Annotated in this window: 21 protein-coding genes; 14 read left to right on the top strand and 7 right to left on the bottom strand. The window is 71.2% G+C overall.

What is annotated here, in order from left to right; translation table 11 throughout:
• Window positions 1-316: 316 nt before the first annotated feature.
• A complete protein-coding gene (locus VJR25_RS03790) occupies window positions 317-1153 on the bottom strand; it encodes a DUF3097 domain-containing protein (RefSeq protein WP_324112673.1) in 837 nt (278 codons plus the stop codon).
• 97 nt (window positions 1154-1250) lie between these two features.
• Between VJR25_RS03790 and VJR25_RS03785 the strand changes: the two genes are divergently transcribed.
• The 12 genes from VJR25_RS03785 to VJR25_RS03730 all read left to right on the top strand — a co-directional run bounded on the left by VJR25_RS03785 (window position 1251) and on the right by VJR25_RS03730 (window position 11753).
• Entirely contained in the window at window positions 1251-2036 is a 786-nt protein-coding gene (locus VJR25_RS03785; protein ID WP_324112671.1) for a PspA/IM30 family protein, read from the top strand.
• 9 nt (window positions 2037-2045) lie between these two features.
• Window positions 2046-2861, top strand: coding sequence for an arginase family protein (locus VJR25_RS03780; protein WP_324112669.1), 816 nt, complete (start codon window positions 2046-2048; stop codon window positions 2859-2861).
• Between the two features lie 22 nt (window positions 2862-2883).
• Entirely contained in the window at window positions 2884-3261 is a 378-nt protein-coding gene (locus VJR25_RS03775; RefSeq protein WP_414683726.1) for a Fe-S oxidoreductase, read from the top strand.
• A 60-nt stretch (window positions 3262-3321) separates the two neighbouring features.
• Window positions 3322-4239, top strand: a complete 918-nt coding sequence (locus tag VJR25_RS03770) for an alpha/beta hydrolase (RefSeq protein WP_324112675.1) — start codon at window positions 3322-3324, stop codon at window positions 4237-4239.
• Between the two features lie 76 nt (window positions 4240-4315).
• Window positions 4316-5836 (top strand): ABC transporter substrate-binding protein, encoded by a 1521-nt coding sequence (locus VJR25_RS03765; protein WP_324112667.1) that lies wholly within the window; start codon window positions 4316-4318, stop codon window positions 5834-5836.
• Window positions 5833-6783 (top strand): ABC transporter permease, encoded by a 951-nt coding sequence (locus VJR25_RS03760; protein WP_324112664.1) that lies wholly within the window; start codon window positions 5833-5835, stop codon window positions 6781-6783. Before VJR25_RS03765 ends, VJR25_RS03760 begins: the two co-directional genes overlap by 4 nt.
• Window positions 6780-7676 carry an ABC transporter permease gene (locus tag VJR25_RS03755; protein WP_324112662.1) on the top strand — a complete coding sequence of 299 codons (897 nt, stop codon included), beginning with the start codon at window positions 6780-6782 and terminating at the stop codon, window positions 7674-7676. Before VJR25_RS03760 ends, VJR25_RS03755 begins: the two co-directional genes overlap by 4 nt.
• On the top strand, window positions 7673-8464 hold the full coding sequence (locus VJR25_RS03750) for an ABC transporter ATP-binding protein (RefSeq protein WP_324112660.1): 792 nt from the start codon (window positions 7673-7675) through the stop codon (window positions 8462-8464). The genes VJR25_RS03755 and VJR25_RS03750 overlap by 4 nt, the downstream gene beginning before the upstream one ends.
• Entirely contained in the window at window positions 8461-9264 is an 804-nt protein-coding gene (locus VJR25_RS03745; RefSeq protein ID WP_324112659.1) for an ABC transporter ATP-binding protein, read from the top strand. The genes VJR25_RS03750 and VJR25_RS03745 overlap by 4 nt, the downstream gene beginning before the upstream one ends.
• A 48-nt stretch (window positions 9265-9312) precedes the next feature.
• Entirely contained in the window at window positions 9313-10359 is a 1047-nt protein-coding gene (locus tag VJR25_RS03740) for a sensor histidine kinase (protein WP_324112657.1), read from the top strand.
• Between the two features lie 40 nt (window positions 10360-10399).
• Window positions 10400-11452 (top strand): M4 family metallopeptidase, encoded by a 1053-nt coding sequence (locus VJR25_RS03735; RefSeq protein ID WP_324112655.1) that lies wholly within the window; start codon window positions 10400-10402, stop codon window positions 11450-11452.
• Window positions 11445-11753 carry a protealysin inhibitor emfourin gene (locus VJR25_RS03730; RefSeq protein ID WP_324112653.1) on the top strand — a complete coding sequence of 103 codons (309 nt, stop codon included), beginning with the start codon at window positions 11445-11447 and terminating at the stop codon, window positions 11751-11753. The genes VJR25_RS03735 and VJR25_RS03730 overlap by 8 nt, the downstream gene beginning before the upstream one ends.
• A gap of 22 nt (window positions 11754-11775) precedes the next feature.
• Here VJR25_RS03730 and VJR25_RS03725 read toward each other — a convergent pair whose 3' ends face one another.
• The 5 genes from VJR25_RS03725 to VJR25_RS03705 are packed head-to-tail and all read right to left on the bottom strand — an operon-like array spanning window position 11776 to window position 15137.
• Window positions 11776-12375 (bottom strand): GNAT family N-acetyltransferase, encoded by a 600-nt coding sequence (locus VJR25_RS03725; protein WP_324112651.1) that lies wholly within the window; start codon window positions 12373-12375, stop codon window positions 11776-11778.
• A gap of 34 nt (window positions 12376-12409) precedes the next feature.
• Complete coding sequence (locus VJR25_RS03720) at window positions 12410-13102, bottom strand: uracil-DNA glycosylase (RefSeq protein ID WP_324112649.1); 693 nt, start codon at window positions 13100-13102, stop codon at window positions 12410-12412.
• Window positions 13102-13602, bottom strand: coding sequence for a phosphoribosyltransferase (locus VJR25_RS03715; RefSeq protein WP_324112647.1), 501 nt, complete (start codon window positions 13600-13602; stop codon window positions 13102-13104). Before VJR25_RS03715 ends, VJR25_RS03720 begins: the two co-directional genes overlap by 1 nt.
• Window positions 13599-14339, bottom strand: a complete 741-nt coding sequence (locus tag VJR25_RS03710) for a peptidase S51 (protein WP_324112645.1) — start codon at window positions 14337-14339, stop codon at window positions 13599-13601. The genes VJR25_RS03715 and VJR25_RS03710 overlap by 4 nt, the downstream gene beginning before the upstream one ends.
• Before the next feature lie 24 nt (window positions 14340-14363).
• Window positions 14364-15137 (bottom strand): SDR family oxidoreductase, encoded by a 774-nt coding sequence (locus VJR25_RS03705; RefSeq protein WP_324112643.1) that lies wholly within the window; start codon window positions 15135-15137, stop codon window positions 14364-14366.
• 68 nt (window positions 15138-15205) lie between these two features.
• Here VJR25_RS03705 and VJR25_RS03700 point away from each other — a divergent pair, with 68 nt between their 5' ends.
• A complete protein-coding gene (locus VJR25_RS03700; protein WP_324112641.1) occupies window positions 15206-16567 on the top strand; it encodes a bifunctional o-acetylhomoserine/o-acetylserine sulfhydrylase in 1362 nt (453 codons plus the stop codon).
• Between the two features lie 81 nt (window positions 16568-16648).
• Here the strand turns inward: VJR25_RS03700 and VJR25_RS03695 are convergent, their stop codons facing one another.
• Window positions 16649-17590, bottom strand: coding sequence for a hypothetical protein (locus VJR25_RS03695; RefSeq protein WP_324112640.1), 942 nt, complete (start codon window positions 17588-17590; stop codon window positions 16649-16651).
• A 179-nt stretch (window positions 17591-17769) separates the two neighbouring features.
• On the opposite strand from VJR25_RS03695, the gene VJR25_RS03690 reads away from it, so the two are divergent.
• On the top strand, window positions 17770-18960 hold the full coding sequence (locus VJR25_RS03690) for a DDE-type integrase/transposase/recombinase (RefSeq protein WP_324112638.1): 1191 nt from the start codon (window positions 17770-17772) through the stop codon (window positions 18958-18960).
• Window positions 18961-19065 lie beyond the last annotated feature (105 nt).

Below are 19065 nucleotides of genomic sequence, written 5' to 3'. Positions count from 1 at the left end.
CGAGGAGCGCCGCGACGAGACGAAACGCAGCACCCCCCCGGCACGACGCGTTTCGGCTCGCTCCCCTTTCCCGGTCGTTGAGCGAGGAGCGCAGCGACGAGACGAAACGCAACAGCCCCCGCAGCACGACGCGTTTCGGCTCGCTGCGCTCGCTCAACGACCGCGGGGGGAGACAGCCTGCCGGGGCAAGCGCTCAGGCGCTCCCCGGCTCACCGGACGTTGAGCGAGGAGCGCAGCGACGAGACGAAACGCAACAACCCCCGCCAACACACTGCGTTTCGGCTCGCTCCGCTCGCTCAACGACCGCGAGGGGACGCTAGGGGGCGGTGACGAAGTCGATGAGCTCCTCGACGCGGCCGAGCAGGGACGGCTCCAGGTCGCGGTAGGTGCGCACGCGGCCCAGGATCCGCTGCCAGGCGCGAGCGATGTCGGCCTGGTCCTCCGCGGGCCAGCCGAAGGCGCGGCAGATGCCCACCTTCCACTCGATCGAGCGCGGCACCTGCGGCCACGCCGTGATGCCGAGCACCTCCGGCTTCACGCACTGCCACACGTCCACGAACGGATGCCCGACGATGCGCACGTGCGCGCCGTGCGGTCCACGCTCCACGGCCTGGGCGATGCGGGCCTCCTTCGACCCCGGCACGAGGTGGTCGACGAGCACGCCGTAGCGGCGCTTCGCGCTCGGCGGGTCGTCGCGCAGCGTGGCATCCAGCAGATCGACGCCCTGCAGATACTCGACCACGACACCCTCGGCACGCAGGTCCGCGCCCCACACCTTCTCGACGAGTTCGGCGTCGTGGCGGCCCTCGACGAGGATGCGGCTCGGCCGGGCGACACGGGCACGGGAGTCGGGTGCGGCGAACGAGCCGGATGCCGTCCGCTTCGGGCCCGCCGCCGCCTTCGCGGCCGGCGGGATGAGCACGGCCGGCTGCCCGTCCACGAGAAAGCCCGGTCCGAGGGGGAAGAGGCGCTTCTTGCCGAAGCGGTCCTCGAGTTCCACGAGGCCCTGGGAGAGGCCGACGACCGCGCCGCAGTACCCGTCCTCCGCCACCTCGACGACCAGGTCGCGGGATGCCTCGACCTGCGCCACCTGCTTGCGGTGCTGCTCGCGCCATCCCGCCGCGAGCACGTCCGTGCCGTACCTGTCGTCCATGCCACCTCTCCGACGTCCGAGGCTAACCACTCCGCCCGCCGCGAACGCACAGCGACACCCTCGCGCGATGTCCGAGCGCCGACCTAGACTCGGTGGCATGGCGAAACAGTCGATTTTCGGGCGCGTCTCGGCGCTGGTCAAGGCCAACGTGAACGCGATGCTGGACAGTGCGGAAGACCCGCAGAAGATGCTCGATCAGCTGATCCGCGACTACACGAACAACATCGCCGAGGCCGAGGCCGCCATCGCCGAGACCATCGGCAACCTGCGCCTCATGGAGCGCGATCACGCCGAAGACGTCACCGCCGCCGGCGACTGGGGCAACAAGGCCCTCGTCGCGAGCCGTCGCGCCGACCAGCTGCGCGGGGCGGGCAACACGCCCGAGGCCGACAAGTTCGACAACCTGGCCAAGATCGCCCTGCAGCGCCAGATCCAGTTCGAGAACGAAGCCAAGACCGCCGAGCCGCAGATCGCGTCGCAGAGCCAGGTCGTCGAGCAGCTCAAAGACGGCCTCAACGGCATGAAGACGAAGCTCGGCGAGCTGAAGTCGAAGGCCGCCGAGCTCGTCGCGCGGCAGAAGGTGGCCGAGGCGCAGAACAAGGTCGCCGACGCCGTGAAGTCGGTCGACGTGCTCGATCCGACCAGCGAGCTCGGGCGCTTCGAAGACAAGATCCGCCGGCAGGAGGCCCTCGCCGCAGGCAAGCAGGAGCTCGCGGCATCCAGCCTCGACGCCCAGTTCAACGCCCTCGACGACATCGGCGAACTCAGCGAGGTCGAGACGCGGCTCGCCGCCCTCAAGGCCGGCAACGCGCCCGCGATCAAGCCCGGCACCGGCCAGGCCGCGATCGACGCACCGTCCGCGCCGTACACCCCGGACAACTGAGGCCGCACCGTGACGCGGTTCGTGATCGTCCCGCAGTGGCAGGGCTCGCCGTCCGCCCGCGGGATGCTGCTCATCGACGGGGCGAACACCATCGCCGGGGATCTGCCGCGCGCGGCATCCACCCTGGTGGAGGTGCCGCTCGAGGCGGGCGAGACCCTCGAGACCGGGGTGCTGCGCGCGAGCGCGTTGCAGCGCATCCGCACCCTCATCGCCGAAGCGCTGACCGCGAGCACCGAGCCCGCCGTCGTGGTGGGCGGGGACTGCGGCGTGGCCGTGCCCGCGATCGAGCACGCCCACGCGAAGCATCCGTCGCTGGCCGTGGTGTGGTGCGACGCGCACGGCGACCTGCACGTGCCCGAGACGTCGCCGTCCGGCGCCTACGGCGGCATGGCACTGCGCGCGGTGCTCGGCGAGGGCGAGCAGACGCTGCGCGACGGCGCGATCGACGCCGCCCGGGTGGTGCTCGTCGGGGCGCGCGACCTCGACGACGCCGAGGAGGCGTTCCTCGAGACATCCGCGATCCGGTGCGTCTTCGCCGAAGACCTGGCCTCGGTGGACGCCCTCGCCGACGCCGTCGCCGCCACGGGGGCCCAGGCCGTCTACGTGCACATCGACCTCGACGTGCTGGACCCGGCCGAGATCGGCGGCGTGAACATGGCGGCGCCGTTCGGGGCCCGGACCGCGGAGCTGTCGGCCGCGATCAAGCGCCTGCGTGAGCGGATGCCCCTGGCCGGCGCGTCGATCGCCGGGTTCGCCCCGGCCACCGCCGCCTCCGCCGTCGACGACATGGGCGCCATCCTGCGGCTCATCGGCTCCGTCGCGTGAACGCGCAGAACAGGCTCGTCGCGTGAATCCGGATCGGCTGATCCCGGGCATCCTGCTCGACTCCGCGATCAGCCGCGCCGGCATGCACTTCGCGACCCTGGTCGGGATGCTGTGGGGCGGTGTCTGGAGCACCGGGCGCGTGGAACGCCGCGGGGAGCTGTGGGTGTTCCGCGGCATGCCGCGCCGCACCTTCCGCCGCGGCGGGCAGTGCGTCGGCCGCTGCTATCTCACCGGGGACGAGCCGGTCAGCGCGGCCGTGCTCCGGCACGAGTCCGTACACGTCGCGCAGTGGCGCCGCTACGGCATGCTGTTCCCGGTGCTCAACGGGCTCGCCGGTCGCGACGCGTTGCGCAATCGCTTCGAGATCGAGGCGGGCCTGCGCGACGGCAACTACCTCTGAATCCCGCGCCAGAATAGACGGGTGACCGACGACGTCGACGAGTTCTCGTTCCTGCCCGCGATGGCCGAGGATGCCGGCATCCGCACGCCGCTCCCCCGCGCCGAGCGCGTGAGCCTCATCCTGCCGGATGGACGCACGCTCAGCGCGCTGCGGTTCGGCGACGGGCCACCGGTGATCACGCTGCTGCACGGCGCGGGGCTGAATGCGCACACCTGGGACACCACGCTGCTCGCCGCCGACGTGCCGGCGCTCGCGATCGACCTGGCCGGGCACGGCGACTCGTCCTGGCGGGAGGATGCCGCCTACCTCGCCCCCACCCTCGCGCCCGACGTCGTGGCGGCCCTCGAGACCTGGACCGACCGGCCGCAGGTGCTCGTCGGCCACTCGCTCGGCGGCCTGACCGCCGCGAAGGTGGCGGCATCCCGCCCCGACCTCGTACGCGATCTCGTGATCGTCGACATCACGCCCGGCATCGACCCGTCCGGCGACGCGCAGTCGATCGCCGCGTTCTTCGCCGGCCCCACCGACTGGGCGAGCCGCGACGAACTCGTCGAGCGCGCGCTGAGCTTCGGGCTCGGCGGCAGCCGCGAGGCCGCCGCCCGCGGCGTCTTCCTGAACTCCCGCGTGCGCGACGACGGCCGCGTGGAGTGGAAGCACCACTTCGCCCGCGTCGCCAACCGCCTCGCCGCCGACCCGGAGGCGGCCGCGTCGGCGATCGCCGAGCAGGATGCCGTGCGCGATGTGCTCGCCGCGTCGGGCTGGGACGACCTCACCGCCGTCGCCGCGCCCGTGCTGCTGATCCGCGGCGACCGGGGCTTCGTCACCGAGCAGGATGCCGCCGATTTCGCGCGCCGTCTGCCCGCGGCATCCGTCGTGACCGTCCCGAGCACCCACAACGTGCAGGAGCAGCTGCCGGTCTCGCTCGGCGAGCGCCTGCGCACGATCGCGGACGCTCCCAGCGGTTCCCCAGGGCTCTAGGCTGGGTGATCGACACGCATCGCCGCGCGCAGCCTCGGTGCGCGCCGCGTCGCGAGCCCGCGAAAGGATCCCACGAATGTCCCGCCGACCCGCCTCCCGTCGTCGCCTCTCCGTCGCGGCCGCAGCCCTCCTGGCAGCCACTGCTCTGACGCTGACCGCGTGCACGGGGTCCACCGCTCCCGGCTCCGGGGGCACCCCCGACCCGAACGCGGGCGTGGTGATCCGGCTCGCCTTGGGACCGAGCAACCTCGACATCCGGCAGACCGCGGGCGCACCGCTCGACCAGATCCTGCTCGACAACGTCTACCAGGGCCTCGTGTCCCTGACCCCGGACCAGAAGATCGTGGCGGGGCTGGCGACGAAGTGGACGGTGTCACCGGACGGCCTCACGTACACGTTCGATCTGCGCTCCGGGGTCACCTTCCACGACGGGCAGAAGCTGACCCCGGCGGATGTCGTGTGGTCGCTGCAGCAGCATCAGAAGAACCAGTCCTGGGCCTCGGCGGCCGATCTGGCGTCGGTGACGTCGATCTCGGCATCCGGCCAGACCCTGACGCTGAAACTCGCCCACCCCGACACGAATCTGCTGTTCAGCCTGACCGGCCGCGCGGGCACGATCCTCAAGCAGGGCGACACCGTCGACTACAAGACGAAGGAGAACGGCACCGGCCCGTTCACGCTCGGCTCGTGGAACCAGGGCGCGACCATCACCCTCGACCGGTACACCGGCTACTGGGGCGCCAAGGCGAAGGTGAAGGACGTCACATTCGACATCATCCCCGAGAACCAGGCCGCGATCAGCGCCGCCCAGTCGGGTGAGCTCGACGTCGTCACCGGCTACGACGCCACGCTGAACGACCAGCTGAAGAAGGCGGGCTTCGCCGTCACCAACGGCAAGGCCACGGACAAGTTCGTGCTGGCGATGAACAGCCACAACAAGTACCTCTCCGACAAGCGGGTGCGCGAGGCTCTGCGGGTCGCGATCGACCACAGCGCGATCATCAAGGCGATCGGCGGCGCCGGCAAGCCGCTGTACGGGCCGATCCCCGAGCTCGACCCGGGCTACGAGGACCTCTCGAGCATGGCGCCGTACGATCCGGCCAAGGCGAAGCAGCTGCTGCGAGCGGCCGGGGCCAGCGACATCACGCTGACGCTCACCATCCCGTCGGTGTACGGCACGACCATCCCGCAGATCCTGGTGTCGGACTTCAACGCCGTCGGCGTCACCCTCAAGGTCGACCAGGTCGACTTCCCCACCTGGCTCACCCAGGTGTACACGAACAGGGATTACGACCTGAGCATCGTCGACCACGTCGAGGCACGCGACTTCGACACCTGGGCGAACCCCGACTACTACTACACGTACGACAACCCGAAGGTGCAGTCGCTGTACACGCAGGCCATCCAGTCCACGAGCGAGCAGGCCGCGAGCGGGCTGCTCCAGCAGGCGGCCCGCATCGTGTCCGAGGACATGGCCGCCGACTGGCTCTACAACTGGACGCCTCCGGTCGCGATCGCGCCGGGCGTGAGCGGGATGCCGGTCGACAACGTGAACGCCCGCATCAACCTGGCGAACCTGGCCAAGAGCAAGGGGTGATCCGCTACGCGCTGACCCGGCTGGCCCTGCTGGTGGTGGGGCTGGTCGTGGCCAGCGTGCTGATCTTCGTGTCCCTGCGCGTGCTGCCCGGCAACGTCGCGCAGATGATCGTCGGCACGAACGGCTCCCCCGCCCAGGTCGCGGCCCTCGAGCAGCAGCTGGGGCTGCACCGGCCGCTGGTCGTGCAGTACCTCGACTGGGTGGGCGGCATCCTGCACGGCGACTTCGGGCGCTCGCTCATCACCGGCACCCCGGTGCTCGACGAGCTCGCCCAGAAGGCCCAGGTGACCGTGCCGCTCGGCATCCTGTCGATGCTCGTCGCCCTGCTGGTCGCGCTGCCGTTCGGGGTCGTCTCGGCGCTTCGCCGCGGGCACTCCTCCGGCACGGTGCTCAGCGCCGGAGCCCAGACCGTCGCCGCCGTCCCGGTGGTGTGGGCGGGCATGATGCTGGTCGTGGTGTTCGCGGTGTGGCTCGGCTGGCTGCCGGCGCAGGGGTTCCCCCGCGGCGGGTGGGACGACCCGGGCGCCGCGTTCTCGTCGCTGGTGCTGCCGGCGGTGACGATCGGCGTGGTCGAGGGCGCGATGCTCATGCGCTTCGTGCGCAGCGCCACCCTGCAGGCGGTGGGTGAGGACTACGTCCGCACCGCGGCGGCGAAGGGGCTCACCCGCACGCAGGCGCTGCTGCGGCACGGCCTGCCGAACGTCGGCCTGTCGGTGATCACCGTGCTCGGCCTGCAGGTGGCCGGCATCATCGTGGGCGCCGTGGTCGTCGAGCAGCTGTTCTCCCTGCCCGGGATCGGACGGATGCTGGTCAGCGACGTGACCGCGCGCGACCTCCCGAAGGTGCAGGGCGAGCTGCTGGTGCTGACCGGCATCGTGCTGCTCATCGGGTTCGTGGTCGACCTGGTGCACCGCATCCTCGATCCGCGACTGCGGGAGGCCGGATGAGCACGCGGCGTCGATCGGGAGCGCTCGGCCGGCTGTGGGGTCTCGGCACCGGGCGGTTCGGCCTCATCGTCGTGGCCGTGGTGGTGCTCTCGGCGGCCGTCTCGCTGGTGTGGACCCCGTTCCCGCCGCTGCAGACCGACATCGCCGCGGCCTGGACGTCCCCGTCCTGGCCGCACCTGCTCGGCACCGACGCCCTCGGCCACGACATCCTGTCGATGCTCATGGCGGGCGCCCGCACCACCGTGCTCGTCGCGGTGGGCGCGGGGCTCATCGCCACCGTCATCGGCATGGCGCTCGCCGTGCTCGGCGCGCTGACCGCCCGCTGGCTGCGCGAATCGGTCGCCGTGTTCGTCGACATCCTGATCGCCTTCCCGGTGCTCATCATCGCGATGATGCTCGCCGCGATCTGGGGCGGATCCCTGTGGGTCGTGGTGTGGTCGGTCGGGATCGGATTCGGCGTGAGCATCGCGCGGGTGGCGCGGCCGGAGCTGCGCCGCGTGCTGCACGCCGACTTCGTGCTCGCCGGCCGTGCCTCCGGTCTGACGTCCGGCCAGAACCTGCGCCGCCACCTCATCCCGAACGTGATGCCGGTGTTCATCGTGCAGCTGTCGTGGGGCATGGCGGTCGCCATCCTCGCCGAGGCGGGTCTGTCGTTCCTCGGCCTCGGCGCGCCGGTCACGCAGCCCAGCTGGGGTCAGCTGCTGCAGCAGCTGCAGCAGTACCTGGCCGTGCATCCGCTCTCGGTGCTGTGGCCGGGGCTCGCGATCCTGTTCGCCGTGCTGGGCCTGAACCTGCTCGGCGACGCCCTTCGCGAGGCCACCGACCCCACCCTCGCGCCGCGGGGCGGGAGCGCCCGCCGGGCGCGCATGCACCAGCCGGAGGTCGTCTCGTGAGCCTCGTGGTGCAGGACCTCTGCATCGACATCGGCGATCGCCGGGTGGTCGACGGCGTGTCGTTCGCGGTGCCCGACGGCGGCCGGGTGGGGCTCATCGGCGAGTCCGGGTCCGGCAAGTCCCTCACCGCGCTCGCGATCCTCGGACTGCTGCCGGACGGCGCCGCGGCATCCGGCTCGATCCGCTGGCACGATCGCGAGCTGATCGGGCTGGACGACCGCGAGCTCGCACGCGTGCGCGGCGACGACGTCGGGATCGTCTTCCAGGACCCGCGCACCGCGCTCAACCCGATCCGCACCGTCGGCCGGCAGATCGGCGAGGGCGTGCGCATCCACGAGCGGGCGTCGCGGCGGGATGCCGCACTCCGCGCCGTCGCCGAGGCGCGGCGGGTGCGCCTGCCCGACCCGGAGCGGATCGTGCGCCGCTATCCGCATCAGCTCTCCGGCGGCCAGCGGCAGCGCGTCGCGATCGCGATGGCGCTGGCATCCCGGCCGCGCCTGCTCATCGCCGACGAACCGACCACGGCCCTCGACGTCACCATCCAGGCGGAGATCCTCGAGCTGCTGCGCGGACTCGTCGCCGAGGACGGGATGTCGCTCGTGTTCATCACGCACGACCTCGCGGTGCTCGCCCAGATCGCCACCGATGCCGTCGTGCTCGCCGAGGGCCGGGTCGTGGAGCGCGGAGCCGTGCCGCAGCTGCTGTCCGCCCCCGCGCATCCGGTGACCCGGGCGCTGCTGCGGGATGCCACCGCGACGCTGTGGCGTCCGACGGGGGGCCGGTCGTGACCGTGCTGCTGAGCGGCCGCGGACTCGGTCGCACCTACTCGGCGCCGCGCACGTGGGTGTGGCAGCCGCGGACGCTCACCACCGCCCTGGAGGACGTCGACATCGACGTGCGCGCCGGGTCCGCGGTCGGCATCATCGGCGAGTCCGGGTCGGGCAAGTCCACACTCGTGCGGATCCTGCTGGGGCTGGATGCCGCCACCACCGGAACCGTCGCGTTCGACGGGAAGCCGGTCGACGGGCGCGCGCCGGCACGTGAGCTGCACTGGCTGCGCCGGCGCACCGGGATCGTCTTCCAGGACCCGTACGCGTCGCTGGATCCCCGCCAGCGGGTGGAGCAGATCGTCGCGGAGCCGCTCTGGGCGCTCGGGCTCGCCGGTGACGGCTCCCCCGGCAGCGCCCACCGGCGCGAGCGGGTCGTCGACGTGCTCGCCGACGTCGGCCTCGAGGCGGATGCCGCCACCCGGTACCCCAACGAGTTCTCCGGCGGCCAGCGGCAGCGGATCGCCCTGGCCCGGGCCCTGGTGCACCGGCCCGAGCTGCTGGTCGGCGACGAGCCGCTGTCCGCCCTCGACGTCACGGTGCGCGCCCAGATCCTCGGCGAGCTGCAGGCCCTGCGCGCCCGGGACGGGCTGACGATCGTCATGGTCTCGCACGACCTCGGCGTGGTGCAGAACCTGTGCGACGAGGTGGTCGTGATGCAGAACGGACGGGTCGCCGAAGAGGGCCCGACCGAGAAGGTGCTGCAGCAGCCGCAGGTCGCCTACACCCGGCGCCTGCTGGCATCCATCCCGACGATCTGAGTCCGTCGCCCACGGGTCGCGCACCCGGCCGGTAGAGTGCAGACGACCATGAGCTCCCCGCGACATCCTCCCCGCGAGACCGAACGAGATCGCCGCGACGATCAGCGCGTTCTGCTGTGGACGACCGGTGTGCTGCTGGTCACGTTCAGCCTGGGCTCGACGCTGCAGACGATCTTCGTGTTCCGCCCGGAGCGGCTGACGGCCGTGCAGCTCGCGGTGCAGGCGCCCCTGCTGCCCGCCCGGCTCTACACCAATCTCGCCACGGTCGCCGCGGTGCTCGTGGTGTGCTGGGTCGCGCAGCTGAGCCGGCGACGGCCGCCCTCGCGTGCGGCGTGGGTCGCGGGCATCTCACTCGTCGCGGGCTTCGCCCGCCACGGGGTGCAGCTGCTGCTCGGCATCTACGTGCGTCCGGCGCCCGCGACCAGCATCGTCGAGATCGGCTCGGTGGCCGGCGCCATCGCGCTGTCGATCGGGCTCGCGCTCATCCTCGTGCGCACCCGGGTGCGGCTGCGCACCCACGAGCGCGAATTCGCCGCGCGCCGGATGACGGCGTCCGTCGCTCTCGCGGAGCTCGGTGCGCAGAGCATCCGGGTCCGGCATGAGGTCGCCGACGCGTTGAACGACTCGCTGGAGGGTCGTCCTGCCGACCTGCGCGAATTCCGGCGGCTCGTCGACCCGCCGGGCGTGGAGGTCGGGCTCGGCCGCGCCCTCGACCTGCTCGTGTCGCGGATCCCGGCCGGCATCGCGTCGACCGCGGATGTGTCACCCGAAGCGGACGGCGCCGCCGACGGCGCCGATCCGGAGTCGCTGCGGCGGCGCATCGCCCTGCTGCACGCGGCGGAGGAAGCAGTCGCCAACGCACTCCTGCACGGCGCCGCCACCGAGATCCGCATCCGCGCCCACGCGACGAGCAGCGAGCGGGCGGGCGTCATCCGCCTGACGATCGACGACGACGGCTCGGGGCCGCCCGCCGCCCCGCAGTGGAAGGGCCTCGCCCGGCTGGCGGAGCGCATGCGCCGCCACGGCGGAGCGGTGCGACTGAGCTCCTCCCCGCTCGGCGGCGGGCGCCTGGAGATCATGCTCCCGCCGGCATGAACCGCGCCGGAACGTCGGAGGCAGCTCATAGGGTGCCCGTATGACCAACCAGATCGTCCCTCCGTACCTGCTCGAGAGCATCGCCGCCGCCGACCTGCCGCACGCCGCCCCCGCCGCCCGGCAGACGCTCGCGATCGGACGTCCGCAGCACGCCCGGGCCGCGCGGACGCAGCTGGAGCTCTCGGTCGAGAACGGCGACACGCTGGTCGCGGTCTCCGAACCCGCCCCCGACCGCACGATCGCGGATGCCGGCGGAACCCGGAACCTGCCCGGCCGCACCGTGCGTCGCGAAGACGACCAGCCGGTCGCCGACACCGCGGTGAACCAGGCGTACGACGGCCTGGGCGCGACGTTCAACTTCTACTGGGAGGCGTACCGGCGCCGCTCGATCGACGGGCGCGGACTGGCGCTGGATGCCACCGTGCATTACGGCCAGGGGTACGACAACGCGTTCTGGAACGGACAGCGCATGGTCTTCGGCGACGGCGACGGCGAGGTGTTCACCGACTTCACCGGCAACCTCACCGTCATCGCGCACGAGCTGACCCATGGCGTCACCGAGAACTCCGCCGGTCTGGACTACTCCGGGCAGTCCGGGGCCCTGAACGAATCGGTCTCCGACGTCTTCGGCGCGCTCACCGAGCAGTGGTCCCGCAATCAGACGGCCGATCAGGCATCCTGGCTGATCGGCGAGGGGCTGTTCACCGCGAAGGTGCACGGCGTGGCCCTGCGGTCGATGAAGGCGCCCGGAACGGCCTATGACGATCCCGCGCTCGGCACCGATCCGCAGCCCGCGACCATGGCGGGCTACGTGCACACGGGCGACGACAACGGCGGCGTGCACATCAACTCGGGTATCCCCAACCACGCGTTCTATCTGGCGGCGGCCGCCATCGGCGGGTACGCCTGGCAGAGGGCGGGGCTGGTCTGGTACAAGACGCTGACCGGCGGTAGCCTCGAGTCCTCATCGGACTTCGCCGCATTCGCACGCGCGACGATCGCGACGGCGAGCACGGAGTTCGGTGCGGACGCGGCCGAGACCGCGGCGGTGGCCTCGGCGTGGCGACAGGTGGGGGTGCTCAGCGATGCCTGACCCGGGCAGGGTGGTCGTCACGGTGGTGCGGTCCGGCGGCATCGCCGGGCTGCGGCGGCGGTGGGAGGCGGAAGCCGATGCGGATGCCGCCGCGCGCTGGATCGAGCTCATCGACGACTGCCCCTGGGGCGAGGCCCCGCCGCCGGTCACCGGCGCGGACCGGTTCATGTGGCGCATCAGCGTGCAGTGGGACCACGCCGACGACCGCGCGGTGGACCTGCCGGACGACGCCGTCACCGGGCCGTGGCAGGCGCTCGTGGACGCCGTGCGCTCCGCCGGGCTGCCGCCCGCGGCATCCTGAACCGGGGACCCGCCGGGCCGGATCAGCGCTGGCCGCGGCGCCCGCGCTTGAGGCTCTTCTGCATGTTGACGACGCCGAGCCACCGGCCGAACTTGAACCCGACGCGGCCGAGGCGCCCCACCTCGGTGAACCCGTACCGCTCGTGCAGGGCGATCGAACCCTCCGCGCCCTTGTCGCTGATCACGGCCAGGATCTCGCGGATCCCCGCTTCTTCGCACGCGGCCAGCAGCGCTTCCAGCAGCACGCGGCCGAGTCCCTTGCCGGTGGCGGCCTGGCCGAGGTAGATCGAGTTCTCCACGGTGTACCGGTACGCGGATTTGCCCGACCACGGCTGCACGAGCGCGTAGCCGAGGATCTGCCCGGTGGGAGCCTGTGCGACCAGGAACGGCATCCGCTGCTTCTGCAAATAGGCGAACTTGTCCCGCCACTGTGCGAGAGACCACTCCGACTCGTCGAAGGTGACGACCGAGTTGGTGACGTAGTAGTTGTAGATCTCGCGGATGTCGGGGACGTCTGCCTCGCGGGCCTCGCGGATCACGTACTCGAACGGCCGCTCCGGCTCGGGGGTCGGCTTCAAATGCCGCGGCAGCTCACGCCGCTTCTCGTATTCCTCGGGAAGCACGAGTCCACGGTAGCGCGTGGAGGTTTCTGCGCTGTTACGCGGGCAGCCGCCAGTCCACGGGCGGGGCGCCTTGCTGCACGAGCAGGTCGTTCGCGCGGGAGAACGGGCGGGACCCGAAGAAGCCGCGGCTGGCCGACAGCGGGGACGGATGCGGCGACTCGATGATCGGCACGTCCCCGAGCAGCGGCCGCAGATTCGCGGCATCCCTCCCCCACAGGATCGCGACGAGCGGGCCCCCGCGGGCGGCGAGCGACCGGATCGCGTGCTCCGTGACCTTCTCCCACCCCCACCCGCGGTGGGATGCCGGCTGCCCGGGCGCCACGGTCAGCACCCGGTTCAGCAGCATGACGCCCTGCTCGGCCCAGGCGGACAGGTCCCCGTGCGGCGCCGGAGAGATGCCCAGGTCGTCGTTCAGTTCGCGGTAGATGTTCTGCAGGCTGCGCGGCACCGGCCGCACATGCTTGTCGACGGCGAACGACAAGCCGATCGGATGTCCCGGCGTCGGGTACGGGTCCTGGCCGACGATCAGCACCCGCACGTCGTCCCGGGGCTGCGCGAAGGCGCGCAGCACCCGGTCGCCGGCGGGGAGGTAGTGGCCGCCGTGCGCCACGACGTCGCGCAGCCGGTCGCCGAGCGCGGCGATGTCGCCGCCGACCGGGGCGAGCTCGTGAGCCCACCCGGCGTCGATGAGTCCGGCGCCGGCGAGTTCCGGCAGAGAGAGCGCCATCAGGCCGACGCCGGAAGGCCCTGGTCCTCCTCGACCACCGTGCCCTTGAACGACCACGGGAAGTTGATCCACAGCGAGGTGGCCTTGAACGAGTAGTCCGGCTGGATGATGGTGGTCGGCTTGGTGTAGATCGTCACCGAGCGGACGTCGGCGCCCTGCTCCTTGAGCAGCCGCACCGAGAGCTCGAGGGTCCTGCCGCTGTCGGCGACGTCGTCGACGAGCAGCACGCGGCGGCCGTCGAGATACGACATGTCCAGCGCCGGAGGCAGCACCTCGGGGGCGTCCAGCACGGTGCCGATGCCGGTGTAGAACTCGACGTTGATCGCACCGCAGTTCTTGACGCCCAGGGCGTAGGCGATGGCACCGGCCGGCAGCAGCCCGCCGCGCGCGATGGCCACGACCACCTCGGGGGCGAAGCCGGAATCGATGATGTCGCGCGCGATGGACCGCGTCGCCTCCCCGAATCCGTCCCAGGTCAGATTCTCGCGCTCGTCGGTCATGCGTTCCCTCCGCTGATGGTGCTGCTGATGGTGCTGACGGCGACGCCGCGTTCGGACGTCGTCACCCGCCAGACGCTTCCGGAGCCCGCCACCCGCAGCGGCCCGCTGCCGGCGATGAGCACCGTGTTCTCGTCGATGCCGACGCCGGCGTCGATCAATCCTGCTTCGGCCGCCGCGACCATGCGCGACAGCGAGCCCCACTGCGCGACGTGCACGTCGACCGACACGTCGATGAGGCCGATGCCGTCTCGCACCGTCACCTCGTCGAGGCCCTCGTTGATGTCTTCGCAGGCGACCTCGACGCTGCCGATGCGCCACCCGCCGACGAGCGCGGCGGTGGCGGCGATCGCCGATCCGGCGGAGAAGCCGAGGTACGGGACGCCCGCGCCGACGAGGTCGCGGATGACGTCGAAGTGCGGTTCGAGCACGTCCCGGTAGGCGGGGGTGGTGCCGCCCCCGATGACGATCGCGTCGACGTCGGCGAACGCGTCGGCAGGCACGGCGCCCGCCTCGGCGACCGCCGTCACGACCGGATCCAGGCGGCCGGCGACGCGCATCGCGGCGACGAGGCGGTCCGCGTGCTCGGCGGCATCCTCATCCCGGACGGCGACCACGGCGATGCGCGGCACCTCCCGGCCGGATGCCTCTGCCCGGGCGGTGGCCTCGGCGACGAAGGCCGCGTACGCCACGCCGTCGGGTTCGTCCTGCCAGCCCCCGCCGACCAGATGCACGCTCATCCGAATAGCGTATCGAGCGGTCCGTCAGTCCCGCACGCGCAGCGGGCCGCGCGCGAGCAGGTGCGCGGCGGCCTGCGCGACCGGCCGGATCGTCACGAGATCGAGGTTGACGTGGCCGGGTGCGTTCAGCGCGTACGCGATGACGTCCGCGACGTCGGATGCCTCGAGCGGCGCCTCGACGTCCGCGTAGATACGGTCCGCCGCCTCCTGGTCGCCGTGCAGCCGGTTCAGCGCGAACTCCTCGGTGTGCACGAGTCCGGGCGCCACCTCGATGACGCGGAGAGGCTCCCCGTTCAGCTCCAGCCGCAGCGCGTCGACGATCATCGCCTCACCGGCCTTGGCCGCGTTGTAGCCGGCGCCGCCGGGGTACGCCCGCTGCGCGGCCGTCGACGTGACGAACAGCAGGCTCGCGTGCCCGGCCGAGCGTGCGGCGTTCCGCAGCTCCGGCAGGAAGGATGCCACGAGCCGCTGGGTCGCGAGGACGTTCGCCTCGAACATCCACGTCCAGTCGTCGGGGTCGCCGTCTTCGACCCTGTCGCTGCCCCGCGCCCCGCCCGCCACCTGCACGAGGGCGTCGACCCCGCCGGATTCCCGTGCGAACTCGAGCAGAGCGTCGACGTCGGTCTGGCGGGTGAGATCCGCCGCGAACGGCACCGCACCGGTGGCCGCCCCGACGGCCTCGAGCCGGTCGGCGCGGCGGGCGACCGCGATGACCTCCCAGCCGGTGTCGCGCAGCGCCTTCACCGTCGCCTCGCCGATTCCCGAACTGGCCCCCGTCACCACTGCGCGCCGTGTCATGCCTCCAGCCTAGAGGCCCGGATTACGCCACATTTCCGCACGATCGCGCGGCCCGGCGCGCATCCGTAATGTCGGTGCAAGACAAATCCGACGATGATAAGGAGCCCGTAGTGTCCTCGAACGACTGGCGCTTTGAGACCACCCAGATCCACGCGGGCGCCCAGCCCGACCCGGTGACCAACTCCCGGGCCACGCCGATCTACCAGACCACGTCGTACGTGTTCAACAGCTCGGACCACGCGGCGAACCTCTTCGCGCTGAGCGAGTTCGGCAACATCTACACCCGCATCCAGAACCCGACGCAGGATGTCGTCGAGCAGCGCATCGCGGCGCTCGAGGGCGGCACCGGCGCGCTGCTGGTGGCGTCCGGCCAGGCGGCCGAGACGTTCGCGGTGCTCAACATCGCCGAGGCCGGCGACCACATCGTCGCGTCGAGCTCGATCTACGGCGGCACGTACAACCTCTTCAAGTACACGCTCAAGAAGCTCGGCATCGACACCACCTTCGTCGAGAACCAGGACGACGTCGAGGAGTGGCGTCGTGCGGTCCGCCCGAACACCAAGCTGTTCTTCGCCGAGACGATCGGCAACCCCAAGATCAACGTGCTCGACATCCGCGGCGTCGCGGACGTCGCCCACGAGGCCGGCGTGCCGCTCATCGTGGACAACACGATCGCGACCCCGTACCTGATCCGCCCGTTCGCGCACGGCGCCGACATCGTCGTGCACTCGGCGACGAAGTTCCTCGGCGGCCATGGCACCACCATCGGCGGCGCCATCGTCGACGGCGGCACGTTCACGTGGTCGGAGCACAGCGACAAGTTCCCCGGCCTCACCACGCCGGACCCGTCGTACCACGGTGCCGTCTACACGCAGGCGGTCGGCGACGGCCTCGCCTACATCATCAAGGCGCGCGTGCAGCTGCTGCGCGACCTCGGTGCCGCGATCGCGCCGATCAGCGCCTGGCTGCTGCTCCAGGGCGTCGAGACGCTGTCGCTGCGCGTGGAGCGCCACGTGCAGAACGCGCAGGAGATCGCCGAGTGGCTGGACAACCACGAGGACGTCGCCTCGGTGAACTACTCCGGCCTGCCCTCGTCGCCGTGGTACGCCGCCGCGAACAACTACGCGCCCAAGGGCGTCGGCGCCGTGCTGTCGTTCGAGCTCAAGGGCGGCGTCCCCGCCGGGCGTGCGTTCGTCGACAGCCTGAAGCTGTTCAGCCACCTCGCCAACATCGGCGACGTGCGCTCGCTCGTCATCCACCCCGCCTCGACGACGCACTCGCAGCTCAGCCCCGAGCAGCAGCTCACCGCCGGCGTCACGCCGGGCCTCGTGCGCCTGTCGGTCGGCATCGAGAACATCGACGACCTCAAGGCGGACCTCCAGCAGGCTCTCGCCGCCGCCCGCGCCGTGTCAGAGGCGGCTCGCGCCTGACGCCTCCCTCCTGAGCCCGTCGACGGGCAGGATGCCCCGGCCGCACGGCCGGGGCATCCTGCGTTCCCGGCCGCATCCCGGTCAGACGCCGTCCGCCCATCGCAGCACGCGCAGGGCGCGCAGCGTGACCCATCGGCTCGGGAATCCCTCCATCTCGCCGTCCATCCCGAACGGCGTCGGGCCCTCGTGGGTGTTCTCCAGGGGCCAGAGTCCGTCGGCGTCGCGCTTTCCCCGCAGCAGCTCCACGGCTTCGTCGCAGCGCGGCTCTCCGGCGGGCCGGGCGCGACGCATGTACTCGAGACCGCGGAGCACGTCGTAGAACCAGCGCACCGGGTACGACGTCATCGTGAAGCGCGGGTCCATGACGTGTCCCGTGCTGCGTCGCCGGAAGAGGCTCCGCTCGAGCAGGTACTCCTCGGCGGCGAGACGCGCGGCGCGGGAGGCATCCGTCCCGCCGGTCGTCTGCTCCCACGCGAGCAGCCCTTCCAGCACGCAGATGGTGCCGTGCACCGACGACACCTCTGCGCCGTACTCCGCCCAGCAGTTCCATCCGCCGTCGGGCAGCTGCGACGACAGGATCGTCCGGACGACGGCATCCCCCGGCTCGCCGAAGTATGCGGCCAGCGCCAGCACCACGCCGTTGATGCACGGCTCGGCCTCGCCGTCGAAGTACGGCTCGCCGGCGTGGTCCCAGTTCACGTTCCCGCGCACCCGGGCGACCGCCTCCTGCACGCGCGGGTCGGCCGGATCGGCGCCGAAGTCCGCGAGCTGCTGCAGGCTGAAGTGCGTCGCCGTCCACGCGTCGTACATGGGGCGGGACTCGTCCGCCCAGCCCGGCCGGTAGACGCCGCCGTCCCACAATCCGTCGTCGGACTGCTCGGCCAGCAGCCGGGCGCCCCATCCTTCCGCGGCGACGCGCGCACGTTCCGCCGCCACCTCCTCGGGCGGGGCGTCGAGCAGGTCCTGCTTGACCTGCCAGCGGATGGCCGGGTCGGTGTCGAGAAGGTACGCCATGACATCCATGCCCGCGACCCTAGCCCCGGCCACCGACATCGCGCAGGCCCCCTACCCACCGAAACACCCCGGTGCGGCCGAAACCCCTGGCAGCGTCAGGTGTGCTGTCTCAGGACATAGTGGACATTCCTGTCTCAGGAGATAGTGGACAGTTCTGATGTCTCAGGACATCGTGGACAGTTCTGCGGGTGAGTCGTATCCCTGATCGTGTTCGTGAGCTGGTGGTGGAGTGGCCCGAGGATGCCGGGCGGGGCGCGATCGATGCGTTCTGCCGACGGCATGGCGTGTCTAGGTCCTGGTTCCATGCCGTGCGGAAGAGGGCGTTGGAGGAGGGCGACGCGGCGCTGGTGAAGGGCAGCACGCGCCCGTATCGGAGCCCGACCTCGGCGCCGGAAGCAGTCACCGCGGCGGTGGTCGCGAAGCGTCACGAGTTGAGGGAGCAGGGCAAGGATTACGGGCCGTTGTCGATCCTGGACGTGCTGGACCGGGCGGGGTTCACACCGTTGCCGTCGCGGTCGACGATCGCACGGATCCTGGATCGTGAGCACCTCGTGGAGCGGAACAAGAAGAAACGGCCGAAGGGTTCGCATCGACGGATTCGTTCGGAGTTCCCGAATCAGCGGTGGCAGTCTGACGGGCTGGAAGTCACGTTGTCGACTGGTGAGGTCGTCGTTGTGATCGAGATCATTGATGACTGCACGCGACTGAACATCGCCCTGCACCCTGGGCCGGCTGAGACCGCGGCGGTGGTCGTGGAAGCGTTCCGGCGGGCGATCGATGAGTACGGGCGGCCGGTGCTCGTGCACACCGATAACGGGACCGCGTTCAACATGGCACGACTCGGGAAGACGACCGCGCTGCAGACGTTCCTCGGCGATCTCGGCGTGAAGATGATCACCGGCAAGCCCGCGCACCCAAAGTCGCAGGGCAAAGTCGAGCGGGCGCATCAGACGCTGCTGACCTTCATCGACGCCCGCAACCCCGCCACCATGGACGAGCTCCGGCCGGTGCTTGATGAGTATCGGGACTGGTACAACCATCACCGTTCGCACCAAGCACTCCCACCCCGCACGACCCCCGCAGAACTCTACGACGTGCTGCCGAAGATCGCGCCCCCAGGCGACCCGATCCCCCCGGCACGGACCTCACCCACACGTCGCGTCGTCGATACACCGACGGAGAGCATTCAGCATCGCGTCGCGTATCGAGGCGGCGCGTTCGGCTACCTCGGTCGCAAGTTCCTGCTCGGGAAGGCATGGGAAGGGCAACGGATCACCCTCATCCACGCCGATGATGAGATCACGATCTTCGACTCCCGCGGCACACGGCTCGTCGCCATGAGCTTGTCGCGCGTCAGACTTAGTGGCAGGGGTTGTTAGTTGCTGAGGCAACGCCCCTACTGGAAGGTCTGAGAATCATGAGTCGTCCCCCGGTGATCCCGGCGGAGAAGAAGATCCGCATCGTGTTGAGCGTGTTGCAGGGCG

The sequence above is a fragment of the Microbacterium sp. genome (assembly GCF_035277845.1).
In the GTDB taxonomy this organism is placed as follows: Bacteria; Actinomycetota; Actinomycetes; order Actinomycetales; family Microbacteriaceae; genus Microbacterium.
Note: the sequence above shows the minus strand (reverse complement) of the source record. Positions and strands in the feature narration are given on the sequence as shown.

Bases quoted from the DNA above. Each gene is read 5' to 3' on its own strand.
- VJR25_RS03790 (WP_324112673.1), bottom strand. From the start codon at position 1,153: ATGGACGACAGGTACGGCACGGACGTGCTCGCGGCGGGATGGCGCGAG.
- VJR25_RS03785 (WP_324112671.1), top strand. From the start codon at position 1,251: ATGGCGAAACAGTCGATTTTCGGGCGCGTCTCGGCGCTGGTCAAGGCC.
- VJR25_RS03770 (WP_324112675.1), top strand. From the start codon at position 3,322: ATGGCCGAGGATGCCGGCATCCGCACGCCGCTCCCCCGCGCCGAGCGC.
- VJR25_RS03765 (WP_324112667.1), top strand. From the start codon at position 4,316: ATGTCCCGCCGACCCGCCTCCCGTCGTCGCCTCTCCGTCGCGGCCGCA.
- VJR25_RS03755 (WP_324112662.1), top strand. From the start codon at position 6,780: ATGAGCACGCGGCGTCGATCGGGAGCGCTCGGCCGGCTGTGGGGTCTC.
- VJR25_RS03740 (WP_324112657.1), top strand. From the start codon at position 9,313: ATGAGCTCCCCGCGACATCCTCCCCGCGAGACCGAACGAGATCGCCGC.
- VJR25_RS03735 (WP_324112655.1), top strand. From the start codon at position 10,400: ATGACCAACCAGATCGTCCCTCCGTACCTGCTCGAGAGCATCGCCGCC.
- VJR25_RS03730 (WP_324112653.1), top strand. From the start codon at position 11,445: ATGCCTGACCCGGGCAGGGTGGTCGTCACGGTGGTGCGGTCCGGCGGC.
- VJR25_RS03720 (WP_324112649.1), bottom strand. From the start codon at position 13,102: ATGGCGCTCTCTCTGCCGGAACTCGCCGGCGCCGGACTCATCGACGCC.
- VJR25_RS03715 (WP_324112647.1), bottom strand. From the start codon at position 13,602: ATGACCGACGAGCGCGAGAATCTGACCTGGGACGGATTCGGGGAGGCG.
- VJR25_RS03710 (WP_324112645.1), bottom strand. From the start codon at position 14,339: ATGAGCGTGCATCTGGTCGGCGGGGGCTGGCAGGACGAACCCGACGGC.
- VJR25_RS03705 (WP_324112643.1), bottom strand. From the start codon at position 15,137: ATGACACGGCGCGCAGTGGTGACGGGGGCCAGTTCGGGAATCGGCGAG.
- VJR25_RS03700 (WP_324112641.1), top strand. From the start codon at position 15,206: ATGTCGGTGCAAGACAAATCCGACGATGATAAGGAGCCCGTAGTGTCC.
- VJR25_RS03695 (WP_324112640.1), bottom strand. From the start codon at position 17,590: ATGGATGTCATGGCGTACCTTCTCGACACCGACCCGGCCATCCGCTGG.